The organism is Thermophilibacter mediterraneus (genome assembly GCF_900119385.1).
Classification (GTDB): Bacteria; Actinomycetota; Coriobacteriia; order Coriobacteriales; family Atopobiaceae; genus Thermophilibacter; species Thermophilibacter mediterraneus.
The window spans coordinates 1,116,796-1,132,125 of record NZ_FPKO01000009.1 but is presented as its reverse complement, the minus strand read 5'-3'; the positions used below and the strand labels follow the sequence as shown (position 1 = coordinate 1,132,125).

The following is a 15,330-nucleotide window of genomic DNA, read 5'->3' as shown; positions in this document are numbered from 1 at the left end:
CTTGCTGCCGAGCGGCGCCCGGCCGACGTCCTGCCTACTGGTTGCCCCTGGTGAAGAGGCGCCTGAGCGTGTTCACGATCCTCGGGTCGCCGTCGAGCGCCTGGCCGACGGCCACGCCCGCGAGCACGAAGACCGCGATCACCACGAGCGGCCACGGTCCCACGACAAGAAAGGCGATCGCCGCCACGAAGCCCACCACGGCGCCCCAGAACGCCCGCTCGTGGCCGGGGAACGTCCGGCTCACCCAGGCGCTCAGGCGCCCCGCGCCGTCGCGGACGGCGTCGGCGACGGTGTAGCGACCGTCGTCGGCCGGGCGCTCCTGCGCGGCGTCGTCGCGGCACTCCTCGTCCTTCTCGCCCACGCTGATCTTGGGCCTGGGGGTCCTCTCGTCAGCCATGCGCTACGCCTCCCTCTCGGACTCGCGCGAGCCTCCCATGGAGACCGTGATCTCGCTCGTGGCGTCGCCGCCGCCCGTGGCGGGGGCGGCCTCGGGCGCCTCGTCGTCGGGCGCGACGGTCACGGACTCGGGCTCCACGAACTCGAGGCTCACGTCCTCGACCTTGTCCCCGCAGACGGCGGCCAGGCCGTCCACGAGCTCCTCGTGCAGCTCGGCCCCCTTGGCGACCACGTCGACGGTCTCGTGCGGGAGCACCCGCACGTGCACGCGGATGTGGCCGCGGGCCTTGGCGTCCACGCGGACGCGCGCCGCGGCGCAGCTCCCGTCCGCCTCGACGATGTGGGAGGCCTGCGCGGCGATGGCGTCGCGCGTGACGGAGATCACGCCGCCGTCGACGGTGGCGATCTCGACCGTGCGCACCGTCCTGCGCGCGAAGAGCGCGCGGCAGAGCAGCACCACCAGGCCGAGCGCGCTCACCGCCAGGCACGCGAGGACGGCTATGGCGTACGCCTCGAGGTTGAAGAGCGCCGACGCGGCGGCCGTCCAGGGGCCGAACCACGTGAGCGCCAGCGATGCCAGCGAGAACGCGCAGGCGAGCACGAAGACGACCGTGCACAGCCGCTTGAGTCCACTCATGCCAATCTCCAATCAGCCGGAACGGGCCGGGCGCGCGGGACGGGGGGCACGGGCGAGCGCCTCCGCAGCGGGGCCCGGCTCCGGGGCCCCGGGGGGGACGTGCCCGGGCCACGTACCTAGGATACCCCTTGGCCCGGACATGATTCGCGCGGCGGGCGAGAAGGACCGTGCCGCCGCGCCCCTCCCCGCGGCGGCCGCCGGCGCGCCCCCGGGCCGCCGTCCCGGATGGCGAGGCGGGCGAAGACGGTGCCGAGCGCCGCCGAGGTGAGCGACGCGAGCAGGATGGCGCACTTCGCGGCGATGGCGTCGGCGGGGTCGGTGAAGGCCAGGCCCGTGATGAGGATGGACATGGTGAAGCCCACGCCGCCCATGAGCCCCACCGCCACGACCTGCGGCCAGTCCATGCCGCGCGGCAGGCGCGCGAAGCCGAGGCGCACCAGGAGCCACGTCACGAGGATGATGCCGACGGGCTTGCCCGCGACGGCGCCGAGGTAGGCTCCGTGCGCCACGGGGCTCGCGAGCAGCGCCCCGAAGTTCTCGCCCACGAGGTGCAGCTCGGCGTTGACGAAGGCGAACAGCGGCAGCACGAGGAAGTTCACGAAGACCGTCACGTAGCGCTCCATGCGCTGGAGCGGGGGCGTGACGTGGTGCATGACGCGCTCGGTTCTCCAGGCGCCGTCGGTGAAGTCGTGCTGCCCGAGGACGTGGTGCTCGTCGTCGTAGGCGTCCTCGAGGTCGCGCGCACGCCGCTCGAGCCAGCCCCCGAGCTCGGAGAGGCGCACGTCGGAGCGGCTCGGGAGGGCGAAGGCGAGGATGACGCCCGCGAGCGTGGCGTGGACGCCCGAGTTGAACATGCACGCCCACAGGACGAGGCCCACCGCCACGTAGGGGGCGACCGAGTAGACGCGCGCGCGGTTGAGCGCGACGAGCGCGCCGGTGAGCGCGAGCGACGCGAGGCACCACCCGACCTGGGGGACCTGCCCGTAGAACAGGGCGATCACCACGATGGCGAGGATGTCGTCGGCGATGGCGAGCGTCTGGAAGAAGACCTTGGTCGCCGGCGAGATGCGCTCGCCCAGCAGCGACACCACGCCGAGCGCGAAGGCGATGTCGGTCGCGATGGGAACCGCCCATCCGCGCGGCTCGCCGCCCTGGGCGAGGTTGACCGCGAGGTAGATGAGGGCGGGCACGGTGACGCCGCCCACCGCCGCGAGCATCGGGAGCGCGGCCTGGCGGGGGCGGCGCAGCTGCCCCACCGTGGTCTCGTACTTGAGCTCGATGCCCACGAGCAGGAAGAACACGGCCATGAGGAAGTCGTTGACGAACTGCTCGACGGTGAGCGAGACCGTGAGGCGCCCCACGCCCACCACGAGCGGCAGCCCGAGCACGTGCTCGACCGCGTCGTAGAGCGGCGTGTTGGCCACCACCAGCGCAAGAAGCGCGGCGCCCACCATGACCGCCGCCGCGACGGTGGAACTGCCCGTCACCGCCCGCAGCGCGCCCTTGCGCTCGAGGCGCCGGACGACCGCCGGCTCGTCGAAGATCGCCCCGGGGCGCGTCACCTCGCCTCTCCCTCCCCCAGAAGCAGGGTCTGCTCCACCACGACCCGCGCGGCGAGCGCGTCGATGGCCGCCTGGAGCAGCCACGCGAGCTCGGGGTCGGCGGCGCGGCCGCTCGTGTCCACGAGCTCGAGCACGGTGGGCTCGGCCGGCGCACCCGAGCTGAAGCGCGCCGCCAGCGAGCGCTCCAGGGCCTCGCAGGAGCGGTCGTAGAGCGCCTCGAGGTCGAGCTCTGAGGTCCAGATGAGGGCGGCGAGCTGGCGCACCTGGGCGATGGAGAACACGCGCTTGAGCGCGCAGACGAACAGCAGCGACGCCACGTGGCGGCGCGTGTAGCGCTTCCGATGGGGCGCCGGGATCACGCCCTGCTTGACGTAGTTGTTGACCATCGAGCCCGTGACCAGGGTCTCGTCGGGAAGCCGCATGAACTCGAGCTCCTGGGCCACGAGCGTGAGCAGCTGGTCGAGGTAGAGCTCGATCCGGGGCATCTCGTGGATGCGCGAGACGTGCACCGACCCCAGGCGCTCCGCGAGCTCGCGGCGCCGCTCGTCGGTGACGCGGGCCGGGACCAGCGCCCTCGTCCTGTCTGACATGCCGCCCACCTCCTCAGTGTCTCCGGAAACGGATTACCTAGTATTCAAAACCATGTTAAAGGGATATAGTCACCTCACCATGATACCGACCGGGACGCCGAGCGTCACGTCGCGAGGGGGAAGAGCATGAACAAGCAGCGCATCGCCGTCATAACGGACTCGGGGACCGACACGCCCGAGGAGTTCGTCGCCGCCCACGACGTTCGCGTCGTCCCGCTTCGCATCAACTACTCCGACGGCTCCACCTACGAGAACGGCGTGAGCATCACCACCGAGGAGGTCGTGAGGCGCTTCGGCGAGGAGGTCCCCACCACGTCGCTCCCCTCCCCCATGAAGATCGCCGACACCCTCGAGCAGGCGCGCCGCGACGGCTACGTCGGCGCCGTCTTCGTGACCATCTCGTCGGGGCTCTCCGCGACCCACGAGACCGTGAGCATGGTCGCGCGGCAGATGGAGGACTTCCCGGTGGTGGTCGTCGACACCAGGAGCATCGGCGGCGCTGCGGGCATGGTGGTCATGGAGGCCGTGCGACAGGTCGAGGCGGGCATGCCGCTCGAGAGCATCGGCAGCGTGCTCGCGGGGGTGAGCGAGCGCACGCACGTGTACTTCGCCGTCCAGAAGCTCGACTTCCTGCGCAAGGGCGGGCGCATCAGCGAGACCGTCTACCGCGTGGGGTCGGCGCTCAACATCAAGCCGGTCCTCACGTGCAGCGAGGAGGGCAAGTACGTCATCGCCAAGAAGGCGCGCGGGTGGAGGCGGGCGCTCGACACCGAGGTGGAGCTCGTCGCCGCGCACGCGCGCGAGCACCGCGAGGTGCGCCTGGGCATCTGCAGCTACGACACGAGCGTCTACGACGAGCTCGAGGCGCGCCTTCGCGAGCGCGTGGAGCCCGTGAGCCGGATCGTCGAGGTCCTGCGGCTGAGCATCTCCGCCGACCTGCTCGTCCACACCGGCCCCACCATCGTGGGCATGGCGGTGCAGGGGCTATAGGGACCGGGCCCCTCGATTCGGACTCGGCGGGGACCGACGCCCCGTCCGCGACCATGTGCCGCGGACGGGGCGTCGTCGTATTGCTACAGCTCGGCGACCATCCGCTCGACGATTCTCGCGCAGCGCTCGGCGGAGACGCGCTCGAAGGTGGCGTAGTCCACGGCCTGCCCCTCGGTGCCAGGCTTGTCCGAGATCGCGCGCACCACGACGAAGGGCACGCCGTTGGCCTCGGCAGCCTGGGCGATCGCGGCGCCCTCCATCTCGCAGCAGAGCGCCCCGAACTGCTCGACGATGCGCCGGCGCGTCTGCTCGCGACACACGAACTGGTCGCCGGACGCCACGCGGCCCGCCAGCGCGCGGACCTCGGGCGCCACGGCCGCCGCGGCGGAGAGGGCCGCCTCGCGCAGGGCGTCGTCGGCGACGAACTCCACGCGGTCGCGCCCGGGGATGAGGCCGGGCTCGTAGCCCAGCTCCTCGACCTCGAAGTCGTGCTCCACGCAGTCCGTGGAGACCACGAGGTCGCCGATGTCCAGGCGCGATGCGTCGAGCGAGCCCGCGATGCCGGTGTTGATGAGGTGCGTGCAGCCGAAGCGGTCCGCGAGCACCTGTGCGCAGATTCCGGCGTTCACCTTTCCCACGCCGCACTTGACCACGACGACGTCCTTCTCGCCCAGCCGTCCCGCGACGAACTCCGTGCCCGCCACGCGCTCGGCCCGCGCGTCCGCGAGCTCGGCCTTGAGGTGGTCGACCTCGACGTCCATGGCACCGATGATACCGATTCTCATGTCATGCCTCCTTAGGTGCGGGTTGCGGACGGTTTTGGGGCCCAGACCGACCGGAATCCGCACGCATTCCAACCAGGTGCGGGTTGCGGACGGTTTTGGTCCGCAGACCGACCACAACCCGCACGCACTCCGACTTGGTGCGGGTTGCGGACGGTTTTGGGCCGCAGACCGACCGGAATCCGCACGTACTTCTCGCCCGGCGGGCCCGGCGCTAGGCCTCCGGATAGACGAGGTGCGCCTCGTCGATGTGCTCGAGCGTGCCCTCGAGGTAGCGACGCGCCCACCACCGCGCGGCCGTGAGGTCCGCGTCGTGCCAGTTGCCGCACTCCTCAGGTCGCGCGCCCGGAATCTCGCCCTCGAAGTCGCGGATGAACTCGAAGCACGAGCGCACGAGCGGCGCCACCTCGGCGGAGGAGTGCTCGCCAAAGAGGATGAGGTAGAAGCCCGTGCGACAGCCCATCGGGCCGAAGTAGACCACGCGGTCGCGCCAGGCGGGGTCGTTGCGCAGGTAGGTTGCGCCCAGGTGCTCGATGGCGTGCACAGCCGCGGTGTCCATGACCGGCTCGCGGTTGGGCGCGGTGAGGCGCAGGTCGAAGGTGGTGACCACGGCTCCCGTCGCCGGGTCGACGTCCACGCGGCTCACGTAGACGCCCGGCTCGAGCACGAGGTGGTTCACGGTGAAGCTGGCGATCTTGTCCATGGGGCCTCCCCGGGTCGCGGGTTCTTCTCGCCGCTTAAGTGTAGCCGGTCGGGCGCCGGCAGGAAAAACTTGGGGCAAACTGGGGGCGGCCCCGCGTCCTCGGCAAGGGCCCGAGCGGGCGCGGGCCCCCGCCTGTCCGCGCCGATCCTCTAGATCGAGGACGTCACCGGGGCGTAGGCGCAAAACGACACCTCGGGCGAGAAAAACGTCGCCGCGCGCCCACACCCTGGAAACCGTGGGCGCGCGGCGACGCTCTGGGTAGAGAAACCGTCGGTTGGCGCCTACACCCTACGCGCAGCGCCCTACAGCGCGCTCGCCAGCCACGGCCTTCCCGAGAGCGCTCGCACGAGGCGGTCCTGCGCCGTCGAGAACGCGACGTCGTCCCTCACGTGCAGGCGAATCTCGCCCTGCGTGCCGTAGGCGGTGAAGGCCGTAAAGACCACGTCGGTCGCAAAGTCGGGGTCGAGCAGGTCGGCGAGCTCCTGGGCCGCCACCGCGCAGCACTCCTGCGCCACGGCGTCGAGGTCCGCACCCGGCACCACCGCAATCGGCACGCCGCAGTAGCCCACGGTCCAGCCGGTGACGTGCAGCACCGAGGTGTTGCTCAGCACGGAGTTGGGGATGACCTCCTGCGCCCCGCCGCGCACGCGCACGGTCGTGCTGCGCCAGGTGACGTCGGTGACCTCGCCCGTCACCTGCCCCACGGTGATGCGATCTCCGGGCTGCACGGACTTGCTCACCATGAGCGAGATGCCGCCGATGATGTTGGAGATCGTGTCCTGCATGCCGAGCGAGATGGCGAGCGACACCACGCCGAGGGCGGCGACAAAGCCCGCCGGGTCCACGCCAAAGACGGGCTGCATGACGCTGAGCAGCGCGAGCGCCCAGATGAGCGCACGCACGATGTTGATGAAGATCGATGCACTCGGCAGGTTGGAGGCATCGAGCAGCCGGTGCATGAGCCGCACCACCACACGCTGCACCAGCGCGGCGATTGCCACGGCAACGACGAGCGTCACGCCCCTGTCGAGCCAGCCGCCCATGTCAACGCCGATGAGATGCTCCATGCGATTCTCCTCTCTCCCGTCATGCCCCTTATGCGTACGCACGCATCAATCGTTCTCGAGGGCAAATCCATGCGCACGCATACATCTCGGCATGGGGGGGCAACCCCTCCGCTACCCCTCGATCTTGACGAGCGGCGCGAAGCCCTTGAGGAGCTTCTTGGTCTTGCCCGTGCGCGTGAACTTGACCTCGATGGTGTCGCCCGTGACGGCGATCACCTTACCGGGGCCGAAGGTCTTGTGGGAGACCTGGTCCCCAGGCGAGAAGGACGTGGACGGCGCGGGGCGCGCCGGCGCGGCCGCGCGGGCGCCAGCCAGCTCGGAGGCGCGGGGCGCGCCGCCGGTGGAGCGGGTGCGCGACCCGAAGACGTTGCCGCCGTAGACAGAGGAGCCGCGCCCGCTGCCGAAGGTGCCGTGGCGGTCGCCGCGCTTCTCCCAGCCCACGCCGCTGAAGCCCGAGGAGCCCACGCCCACGCGCTCCACGTCGGCGGCGGGAATCTCGTTCAGGAAGCGGCTCGGCGGGTTGGCCTGCACCGAGCCGAAGGTCCGGCGCGTCGTCGCGTGCGTGAGGTAGAGCTTCTTGCGGGCGCGCGTGATGGCCACGTAGGCGAGGCGCCGCTCCTCCTCCACGCCCTCCGGGTCGCCGTCGTAGGAGGTGTGCGGGAAGATGCCCTCCTCCATGCCGGCCACGAAGACTACCGGAAACTCCAGGCCCTTTGCCGAGTGGATGGTCATCATGGTCACCGCGTGCGTCTGCCCCGCAAGAGCGTCGAGGTCAGAGCGCAGCGCCAGCCACTCGATGAGCGCGGGCAGCTTCTCGGAGGCCACGGGCGGCCTGAGACTGGCAGGCGCCGAGCCCGGGACGTCCCCGCTTGTCTCGGGCGACTTCGCGGAGCGTGAGCCAGAGGCAAGCGGGGTCGCCCCGGGCTCGGCGCCGACGGGCTCGATCGCCCCTGCCGCACGCAGCTGCTCCAGGCTCTCGAGCGTCTCCACCGCGTCGTGCGTCTCGTCGAACTCGGCGGCGACGCCCATGAACTCGCGGATGTTCTCGATGCGACCGTCGGCCTCGACGCTGTGCTCGGCCTCGAGCGCGCGAATGAGCCCCGAGCGCTCCACGATGGCCTCAACCACGTCCGAGAGCTCCCCGGTGAAGTGGCGCCCCGCCTCGATCACGCCCGTGAACTCCGCGAGCGCCGAGCGGACCTTGGCGCCGAGCAGGCCCGTCTCGGCGATCGCCATCTCGCAGGCGCTGAAGAACGAGACCCCCTCGTCAGCCGCGAGCTCGCGGATCTTGTTGATCGAGGTGGTCCCGACGCCGCGCCGGGGCGTGTTGACCACGCGCAGGGCCGCCACGTCGTCGTCGGGGTTCACGACGAGCTTGAGGTAGGCCATGACGTCGCGCACCTCGGCTCGGTCGAAGAAGCGCGTGCCGCCCACGATCTTGTAGGGCACGCCCGCGCGCAGGAACATGTCCTCGAGGATGCGCGACTGCGCGTTGGTGCGGTAGAAGACGGCCATGTCGTCGTAGCTCGTGCCGCCGTCGTGGAGCTTCTCGATCTCCGACCCGATCCAGCGGCCCTCGTCTCGCTCGTCGGCGGCCTGGAACACGCGGATCCTCTCGCCGTCGCCCGCGTCGGTGAACAGCCGCTTGGGCTTGCGGCGGGCGTTGTTGGCCACCACCGCGTTGGCGGCGGCAAGGATGTGGCCCGTCGAGCGGTAGTTCTGCTCGAGGCGCACCACGCGGGCGTCGGGGTAGTCCTTCTCGAAGTCGAGGATGTTCTGGATGTCCGCCCCTCGCCAGCTGTAGATGGACTGGTCGTCGTCGCCCACGACCATGAGGTTGCGGTGGCGCGCCGCCAGGAGGTTGGTGATCGCGTACTGGACGTGGTTGGTGTCCTGGTACTCGTCCACGCTGATCTGGCGGAAGCGGTCCTGGTAGCGCTCGAGCACCTCGGGGCGGCGGGAGAGCAGCTCGAAGGTCTTGACGAGCAGGTCGTCGAAGTCCATGGCGTTCGCCTTGGCGAGGCGCAGGTCGAGCTCGCGGTAGACGCGCGCGGCGGCGCGGTCGGCAGGGTTGGAGGAGCCCGCCATCTCGTCCGGGCCCACGAGCGCGTTCTTGGCGGAGGAGATCTTGGAGCGGATCGAGTTCATCGGGAAGGACTTCTGGTCGATGTCGAGGTCGGCCATGATGGCCTTGACCAGGCGCCTGGAGTCATCGTCGTCGTAGATGGTGAAGTTGGGGCGGTAGCCAACGAGCTCGCCGTCCTCGCGCAGCATGCGCACGCACATGGCGTGGAAGGTGCACACCCACATGCCGCGCGTCCCGCCGCCCAGCAGCGCCTCCAGGCGCTCGCGCATCTCGGCGGCGGCCTTGTTGGTGAACGTGATGGCCAGCACCTGCCACGGGCGCACGCCCTCGTCGGCGATCATGTGCGCGATGCGGTACGTGAGCACGCGCGTCTTGCCCGAGCCCGCGCCGGCGAGCACGAGCAGGGGCCCGCGCGTGCACTCGGCGGCCTCGCGCTGGGCGGGGTTGAGCCCGGCGAGGTCGACGGTCGGGGCGGCGGGTGCCGGGCGGGCGGGAGCGGCGTCGGGCGCGAACAGCTGTGGGTTTCTCGGTGACGCCCCCACTCTGTCCGGTCGGGCGCGAACAGGCTCTGCTGGTTCTGGGTCATGGAACCCCCACGTTCTTCTCGGCAGTTCTCGTGCCCTAAGAGTGTAGCCGCCCGACCGGACAGAGTGGGGGCGTCACCGAGAAACCCACAGAGCGCGACGCGAGCAGCCGCGCGCGCCCGCCCGCGGCCCCGCCAGCACGACCACGCAGCCGACGAGGGTCGCCGCGCTCGCGGCGAGCGAGGCGGTCCACGCGGGCGGCGCGACGAAGGCGACGCGCACCGTGCCCTCGAAGCCCGCGGGGACCTCCACCGAGAGCGTCCAGGCGTCGCCGCGCGCAAGCTCGCACCCCCCGGGCTCGCTGACGAGCTCGTAGCCGGGGTAGTCGAGCAGCGGCAGCGAGACCGAGCCGCCCGTCTCGCCTCCCGCGACCTCGAGCTCGAAGTCGACCCCGCTCCGGCTCCACGAGAGGACCTCGGCGTCGCCGGAGGCCTCGGGCGCGGGGTCCGCGTCGGCTATCATGCCCGGCTTGTCGGCCTCGACGGGGAGGTACTCGCTGCTCGCCACGCCGCCCTGGCCGTCCACGCCCACGTAGTCCTCGGGGAGCGCGTCGGCGAGCGTCATGTAGCTCGTGAGACCCGCCAGCGCCTCGACGCACGAGAGGGCCACGAGCGCCACGACGGCCGCGCGCGCGGCACCCGGGGAGAGCGCCGCGGCGAGCGAGCGCGCCGCGAGGCACGCCAGGAAGACGAGGGCAAACGAGAGCGGGCCGAGCAGGCGCCACGGGAACTGGATGTTGGAGAGCACGGAGACCACCGCGTCGAGCGGTCCCGGCAGCGCCTGGTTCCAGGGGAAGTACGCCGTGCTCATGAACGCGATGAGGACGGCGAGCACGAGCACGAGCGACCCGAGCGCGCGGACGGGGCGCGCCACGCGGCCGCGCAGGCCCGGCTCGACCATGAGCGCCACCCACAGCAGCGCCCCGAGCACGAGCGACCAGCCCACCGAGAAGGGCATCTCGAGCTCGAGCGGCTCGCCGAGGGCGTAGCTCAGGCCCGTGACCCGGGGCAGGAAGAAGAGGAGCTGCGCGGGCATGAGCGCGTTGTTGGCGGCGTCGCTGCGCGTCATGGCCGCCGTCTTGGCGGTGACGCGCATGTCGGCCGACTGGTAGTACTCGAGGAAGGGCACCGCGAAGGCGAGCGAGAGCAGCAGCGCCGCTGCCGCGGCGAGCGCGAGGCGTCCCAGCGTGCGAGCGTCGTGCCGCCGAACGAGCAGGGCGACGACGACCGGCGCGAACAGCACGAACGCCAGGACGATGCTGATGATGTGCGAGTAGACGACGGCCGCCACGCCGAGCGAGCACCACGCCCATCCGCCGCGGGCCGCCCCCTCGCGCTCGGGGAAGAAGACGCAGTAGACCCCGAAGGCGATCACGGGGAAGAAGCCGAGCGCGAGGTACTCCCCCACGGCCCCGCGCAGCCAGACGTCGTCGAGCAGGCGGTAGGGCGAGAGCGTCCAGAGCGCACAGGCGAGCAGCCCCGACGTGCGCGACGAGAGCATGCGCCTGAAGCACAGGTAGGTCGCGGCCGCGCAGAACGCGTTGACGAGAAGGACGAAGGCGCCGTAGGACGCCCGCATGGAGAGGCCCATGAGCCGGAGCACGGCGGGCACGTAGAGGAAGAGGTCTCCGTAGCAGATCGAGACCGGGTAGCCGTAGCCGCTCACCTGGACCGTCTGCATGCGCACGGGGAACTGCCCGTCGGCGAGCCCCCGCGCGATCCCGTCGATGCGGTACAGGTGGAAGATCAGGTCCTGGTTGGGCGTGTAGGGCAGGTAGGTGAGAAGGACCGGCAGGCTCGCCACAAGAGCCACCAGGGCGACGGCGAGGGCTACCAGCCGCCTGCCGCGGTCGCGCGGGGCCGCGGTCGCGTGACGGGGCGCGACGGAACGCTCGGGCATGGCTGCTCCTTCCGGACGGCTGGGCGGCGCAGCGGCGCCGCACCGCCTCATGATAGCCGCTCGACGCCCGACGGAGCGGGAAGCACGCCGACCTCCGTCGTTACCCCGCGCCCCAAGCACGGATCTTGTCGCCAGAGCGTGCGCTTGGCGCGGACCCTGTCGCTCCGCGGCATCCGCTCCGCCCCAAACGGATCGTGTGTCGAATTGTGGTGTACGGGCCTCCCGGGAAGACGGCGGCCGTGCCCTAGAATCGATGTTCGCTGAAACGTTGATTCGAGTAGAAGCGACGCGGCTACCATGGACACTCTACAGGAAAGCGGGATACTTGAGGGACTCCCGGTAAGGGGGACGGGACCCTCGACCTCACCGAGCTCGCGCGGCGGGCGCCGTCGGGCGGGCTATGGCCGTCGCCTGCCCGTCACGCCGGCTGCGCGCGGCGCTACTTCCCCTCGTCGGAGTCGCCGATGGTGATGTCCTGGTCGTAGGTGAGACTGTAGGCGACCTCAAGGCCTCGGAGCAGCTCGCGGGCATCGTGCTCGCCCATCTTCTGCAGCGTCGCGGCCAGGCTCGAGACGCCGCTCGAGCTGTGGTCGTGCGCGTGGCTGTGACCCTTCTCGGTGCAGTAGGCGATCACGCGGCGCCGGTCCTGCTCGTCGGGGACGCGACGAACGTAGCCCTTGGCCTCGAGCGAGTCCAAGATCCGCGTCATGCGCGGGCGCGTGTAGCCGAGCCTCTCGGCCAGGTCAGACGGGTTCATCCCGCCGTCCTGACGAGAGAGGTACTCCAGAACCGGGTCCTCCCCCATCGACATGCCGTACGCCGTGCCAATCGAGCCCTTGGCAACGCCCCTCGAGTACATGATGAGCTTTTTCGCTGCGTCCTCGTAGTCCATCGCCGTGCGACTCGTCCTTTCCAGCGAGCTCGCGGGGTTCCAGCCCCCCGCCCCGACATCCGACTGAATGGTAATGGTAGCAACTTTTTGCGCGCCGTCCACAGCATCACCCCCCCGAGCATCACCGGAAATACGTCTCTCGGACCAGCGTCGCCTCAGCCGAGAAGCGAAAAGATCGTCTCGGCAAAGCCGTCGTGGTCGTTGTCGAGCGCGGTCACGTGGGCGGCCGCGGCGCGAACCTCGGCGGGGGCGTTGGCCATCGCCCAGCTCTGCGGGACGGACCGGAGCATGTCGATGTCGTTTCTCCCGTCGCCGAACGCGGCCGCGTCGCGCGGCGAGACGCCGAGGTGCTCGCAGACCGCACGAACCCCCCTCGTCTTGCTCGCGTCCCCGCTCATCACCTCGCACAGGGTCGCCGACGAGCGCACCACCGCGAGCGAGGGAAAGGCCGCCCCCACCTCCCGCTCGGCGCGCGCTATCGCGTCGGGCTCACCCACGAGCAGGAACTTGTGAAGCCCGCGCTCCGAGAAGTGGTCCTCGAGCTGGCCCTCGATCGAGCGCACGCCCACGATGCCCTCCTCGCGGGCGACGCGCGGGTCGCGCCGGTCGGACGTAACCCAGCTATGGTAGCCGTAGGCCATGCAGCACACGTCGGGCACGTCGCAGGCGACGTAGTCGCGCACCTCGAGCGCGCATCCGAGCGCGATGGGACAGCTCAGCAGCTCTGCGCCCGCGGCGTCGAGCACGTAGGCACCGCTGTAGCACACCACCGGGCCGGGACGGCCCAGCTGCGCCTGGATTTCCGAGAGCGCCTCGGGCATCCGCGCCGAGACCAGCACGAGCGGCACGCCCCGCTCCGCGAGCGCGCGGGCAGCGGCGGCGGCGCGCGGAGTCACGCGGTGCGAGCCGTCGAGCAGCGTACCGTCCACGTCGGTGAACACGGCCGACGGCAGGGCCGGCCCGTCACCCCTCCCTGGGGAAAGCTCACGCCCCATCACCATCACCCCTCCATCCCGCGGACGTACGCGCGCACGAGCACAACGTCCGATGCGCTGACGTTTTCCACCGTGTAGGGCCCTGTCGCGGCGGGCACGACGAAGGTCTCCGCGTAGTGCACGGGCATCGGCTCGAAGGCGCCCGCGGGGCTCCCCACGACCGCCTCCTCCCCCGCGACCAGGTTGAGCACGCTCACCGTGCCGCGCGTGTCGAGAAGGACGCGCGCGCCGGGCCCAATCGTGTAGCGGCGCGTCTCGAGCGGCTCGAGCTCGTGCAGTCCCGTGCGCTCCACCCGCGCCGCGCCGCACGGCTCGTCGACCTCGCGCGCCCGGCCGACCAGGTTGCGCCGCACCCACCCCTCGTCGCGGTCCCAGCGGATGACCTGCCTGCCGTGCCCCAGGTGCACCGGGCGCGGGCGGCCGTCCAGACCCGTGCGCCCCCAGTCCCAGAGCTTGAACGTGAACAGGTAGGGCGTGGCGCTGATCTCGAGCACCATGGTCCCCGCCCCGGAGCAGTGGACGGTCCCCGCGGGGATGAGAAAGTGGTCATGGGGGCGCGCGGGGATGCGGTTCACGTAGCGCTCGGCGTCAAAGGGTGCGCCGCCCGCGTTTGCCAGCTCGAGGGCCCCCATCATCTCCTCGGGGTCGACGCCCTCCCTCAACCCGAGGTAGACGCAGGCGTCCTCGCTCGCGTCGAGGATGTAGTAGCTCTCGTCCTGGGTGTAGGCCATGCCAAAGGCGCGCCTGATGTAGTCGGTCGTGGGGTGGACCTGCAGGCTCAGGTTCTGCCCGCCCATGGTGTCCAGCAGGTCAAAGCGAATGGGAAACTCCGCCCCGTAGCGCGCGTAGACCCCCTCCCCCAGCAGGGGAAGGGGGCGCAGGAGCGTGAGGTCCATCGCCGGCACGCGCACCACGGCGTTGTCAAAGGCGAGGGCCAGGGCGTTCTCCTCGGGAACTCCGTCGAAGGCCCACGCGTAGTTGGGCTTCTCGCCGGGAAGACCGAACCTCTCGCGCATCCACTGCCCTCCCCAGACGCCCGGGTCAAAGTAGGGCACCGTGCGAAACGGCCGGCTCGACGCCACGTCCAGGGCATCCGCAAGCGCAGAGCCCGTGACGGCGCGCGGGGACTCGGCGTCAACGGTGTCAACGACATAGTCCGCGCGACCGAGCAGCCGCGCCTTGTGGCGGTCGGCGAGGCGCCACTCCACGAAGTAGCCGCGCTTGATCTTGCGCAGGACGTCGTCGTCGCCGTTGTCGCAGCGGTAGTTGGGCATCCCGGCGCGGTAGCGGAGCTGAATCTCCCAGCGCGTCACGTCGCAGTAGACGAGCACGTCGCCGGGATGCACGAGCGCCGCGCCGAACCCGCACACCACGACGAGGCCGCGCGCCTCCTCCACGCGCCGACGGGCCGAGACGAGCGCGGCGGCGTCCATGAAGTCCTCGAGCTCGCCGAAGCACATGCGCCCGAAGACGCGGTCGTCGGTGAGGAAGGGCTCCATGCGGCGCGTGAGCTCGTCGGGCTCGGGAAAGAGGTCGCGGGTGTCGATGAGGACCTCGGGCCGCAGCGACCCGAGCGCCCCCAGGACCTCGTCGTCGCGAACCCCCGGGTAGGAGTCGCACGCCAGGACCACGCGATCTGCGCCCGACCGCCCAAGCGCTCCGACGCGACGCTCGAGCGCGCCCACAAGGGCGTCGTAGCCGAGAAGGACCTCGTGCCCCGGAACCCTCACCGTCGGGAACCTGTCATAGCCTCCTGCCACCGCGACCTACCTCCCCTCGTCCTCCTCGGCTCCCCCGCCGTCGCGCCGCGCGTCGAGGTCGACGTCGGCGGCGGCGAGGATCGCCCGCACGTTCCTCTTGGCGTTGGTGGTCCCCACCTTGAGGACGACCGACGCCACGGCGCCCACCGCGAGCAGAGCAACCCCGAGCGCGCCGAACCCCGTGCCGCCCTCTCCGTAAAGGCCCCAGTACCCCACGATGAAGCCCAGGGCGATCAGCGAGTATCCAATGCGCAGCCACACGTTCAGGCGCTGGATGGCGTCGGTTTGGAGCTTGGCCTCGCGGACGAGGTCCGCGCGCGTCCAGCCGGAGGTGTCAAGAGCCATGTCAGGTCCTCTCTATGGCGGGGAGCCCGGGCCGCGCAGGGG

General features: G+C 70.9%; 14 protein-coding genes. 1 reads left to right on the top strand and 13 read right to left on the bottom strand.

What is annotated here, in order from left to right; translation table 11 throughout:
• Positions 1 to 34 precede the first annotated feature (34 nt).
• The 4 genes from BQ7106_RS10695 to BQ7106_RS09950 form a co-directional block, all read right to left on the bottom strand.
• Complete coding sequence (locus BQ7106_RS10695; RefSeq protein ID WP_083527012.1) at positions 35 to 397, bottom strand: DUF2273 domain-containing protein; 363 nt, start codon at positions 395 to 397, stop codon at positions 35 to 37.
• 3 nt (positions 398 to 400) lie between these two features.
• Positions 401 to 1,033, bottom strand: a complete 633-nt coding sequence (amaP, locus tag BQ7106_RS09960; protein ID WP_072375014.1) for an alkaline shock response membrane anchor protein AmaP — start codon at positions 1,031 to 1,033, stop codon at positions 401 to 403.
• A 116-nt stretch (positions 1,034 to 1,149) separates the two neighbouring features.
• Positions 1,150 to 2,595, bottom strand: coding sequence for a Na+/H+ antiporter NhaA (nhaA, locus tag BQ7106_RS09955; RefSeq protein WP_072375010.1), 1,446 nt, complete (start codon positions 2,593 to 2,595; stop codon positions 1,150 to 1,152).
• The gene (locus tag BQ7106_RS09950) at positions 2,592 to 3,185 is read right to left on the bottom strand and encodes a DUF1836 domain-containing protein (RefSeq protein ID WP_072375007.1); all 594 of its coding nucleotides are present in this window, start codon (positions 3,183 to 3,185) and stop codon (positions 2,592 to 2,594) included. Before BQ7106_RS09950 ends, nhaA begins: the two co-directional genes overlap by 4 nt.
• A gap of 126 nt (positions 3,186 to 3,311) precedes the next feature.
• On the opposite strand from BQ7106_RS09950, the gene BQ7106_RS09945 reads away from it, so the two are divergent.
• Complete coding sequence (locus tag BQ7106_RS09945; protein ID WP_072375004.1) at positions 3,312 to 4,175, top strand: DegV family protein; 864 nt, start codon at positions 3,312 to 3,314, stop codon at positions 4,173 to 4,175.
• Positions 4,176 to 4,258: 83 nt separating this feature from the next.
• Here BQ7106_RS09945 and BQ7106_RS09940 read toward each other — a convergent pair whose 3' ends face one another.
• The 9 genes from BQ7106_RS09940 to BQ7106_RS09900 form a co-directional block, all read right to left on the bottom strand.
• Positions 4,259 to 4,960 (bottom strand): 5'-methylthioadenosine/adenosylhomocysteine nucleosidase, encoded by a 702-nt coding sequence (locus BQ7106_RS09940; RefSeq protein ID WP_072375001.1) that lies wholly within the window; start codon positions 4,958 to 4,960, stop codon positions 4,259 to 4,261.
• Between the two features lie 211 nt (positions 4,961 to 5,171).
• Positions 5,172 to 5,660, bottom strand: coding sequence for an S-ribosylhomocysteine lyase (locus tag BQ7106_RS09935; RefSeq protein ID WP_072374997.1), 489 nt, complete (start codon positions 5,658 to 5,660; stop codon positions 5,172 to 5,174).
• A gap of 302 nt (positions 5,661 to 5,962) precedes the next feature.
• Positions 5,963 to 6,727 (bottom strand): mechanosensitive ion channel family protein, encoded by a 765-nt coding sequence (locus BQ7106_RS09930; RefSeq protein ID WP_072374994.1) that lies wholly within the window; start codon positions 6,725 to 6,727, stop codon positions 5,963 to 5,965.
• A 111-nt stretch (positions 6,728 to 6,838) separates the two neighbouring features.
• Entirely contained in the window at positions 6,839 to 9,328 is a 2,490-nt protein-coding gene (locus BQ7106_RS09925) for an ATP-dependent helicase (protein ID WP_072375564.1), read from the bottom strand.
• A gap of 144 nt (positions 9,329 to 9,472) precedes the next feature.
• The gene (locus tag BQ7106_RS09920; protein ID WP_072374991.1) at positions 9,473 to 11,296 is read right to left on the bottom strand and encodes a hypothetical protein; all 1,824 of its coding nucleotides are present in this window, start codon (positions 11,294 to 11,296) and stop codon (positions 9,473 to 9,475) included.
• A 439-nt stretch (positions 11,297 to 11,735) separates the two neighbouring features.
• Positions 11,736 to 12,188 (bottom strand): MarR family winged helix-turn-helix transcriptional regulator, encoded by a 453-nt coding sequence (locus tag BQ7106_RS09915; RefSeq protein WP_072374988.1) that lies wholly within the window; start codon positions 12,186 to 12,188, stop codon positions 11,736 to 11,738.
• A 155-nt stretch (positions 12,189 to 12,343) separates the two neighbouring features.
• Entirely contained in the window at positions 12,344 to 13,183 is an 840-nt protein-coding gene (locus tag BQ7106_RS09910) for a Cof-type HAD-IIB family hydrolase (protein ID WP_072375561.1), read from the bottom strand.
• Between the two features lie 5 nt (positions 13,184 to 13,188).
• Positions 13,189 to 14,943, bottom strand: a complete 1,755-nt coding sequence (locus tag BQ7106_RS09905; protein ID WP_072374985.1) for a class I mannose-6-phosphate isomerase — start codon at positions 14,941 to 14,943, stop codon at positions 13,189 to 13,191.
• Positions 14,944 to 14,949: 6 nt separating this feature from the next.
• Positions 14,950 to 15,288 (bottom strand): hypothetical protein, encoded by a 339-nt coding sequence (locus BQ7106_RS09900; protein ID WP_072374982.1) that lies wholly within the window; start codon positions 15,286 to 15,288, stop codon positions 14,950 to 14,952.
• Between the last annotated feature and the right edge of the window lie 42 nt (positions 15,289 to 15,330).

Coding starts and splice junctions, on each gene's coding strand:
- BQ7106_RS09920 (WP_072374991.1), bottom strand. CDS start 11,296: ATGCCCGAGCGTTCCGTCGCGCCCCGTCACGCGACCGCGGCCCCGCGC.
- BQ7106_RS10695 (WP_083527012.1), bottom strand. CDS start 397: ATGGCTGACGAGAGGACCCCCAGGCCCAAGATCAGCGTGGGCGAGAAG.
- BQ7106_RS09940 (WP_072375001.1), bottom strand. CDS start 4,960: ATGAGAATCGGTATCATCGGTGCCATGGACGTCGAGGTCGACCACCTC.
- BQ7106_RS09950 (WP_072375007.1), bottom strand. CDS start 3,185: ATGTCAGACAGGACGAGGGCGCTGGTCCCGGCCCGCGTCACCGACGAG.
- amaP (WP_072375014.1), bottom strand. CDS start 1,033: ATGAGTGGACTCAAGCGGCTGTGCACGGTCGTCTTCGTGCTCGCCTGC.
- BQ7106_RS09910 (WP_072375561.1), bottom strand. CDS start 13,183: ATGGGGCGTGAGCTTTCCCCAGGGAGGGGTGACGGGCCGGCCCTGCCG.
- BQ7106_RS09935 (WP_072374997.1), bottom strand. CDS start 5,660: ATGGACAAGATCGCCAGCTTCACCGTGAACCACCTCGTGCTCGAGCCG.
- BQ7106_RS09945 (WP_072375004.1), top strand. CDS start 3,312: ATGAACAAGCAGCGCATCGCCGTCATAACGGACTCGGGGACCGACACG.
- BQ7106_RS09900 (WP_072374982.1), bottom strand. CDS start 15,288: ATGGCTCTTGACACCTCCGGCTGGACGCGCGCGGACCTCGTCCGCGAG.
- BQ7106_RS09915 (WP_072374988.1), bottom strand. CDS start 12,188: ATGGACTACGAGGACGCAGCGAAAAAGCTCATCATGTACTCGAGGGGC.
- BQ7106_RS09930 (WP_072374994.1), bottom strand. CDS start 6,727: ATGGAGCATCTCATCGGCGTTGACATGGGCGGCTGGCTCGACAGGGGC.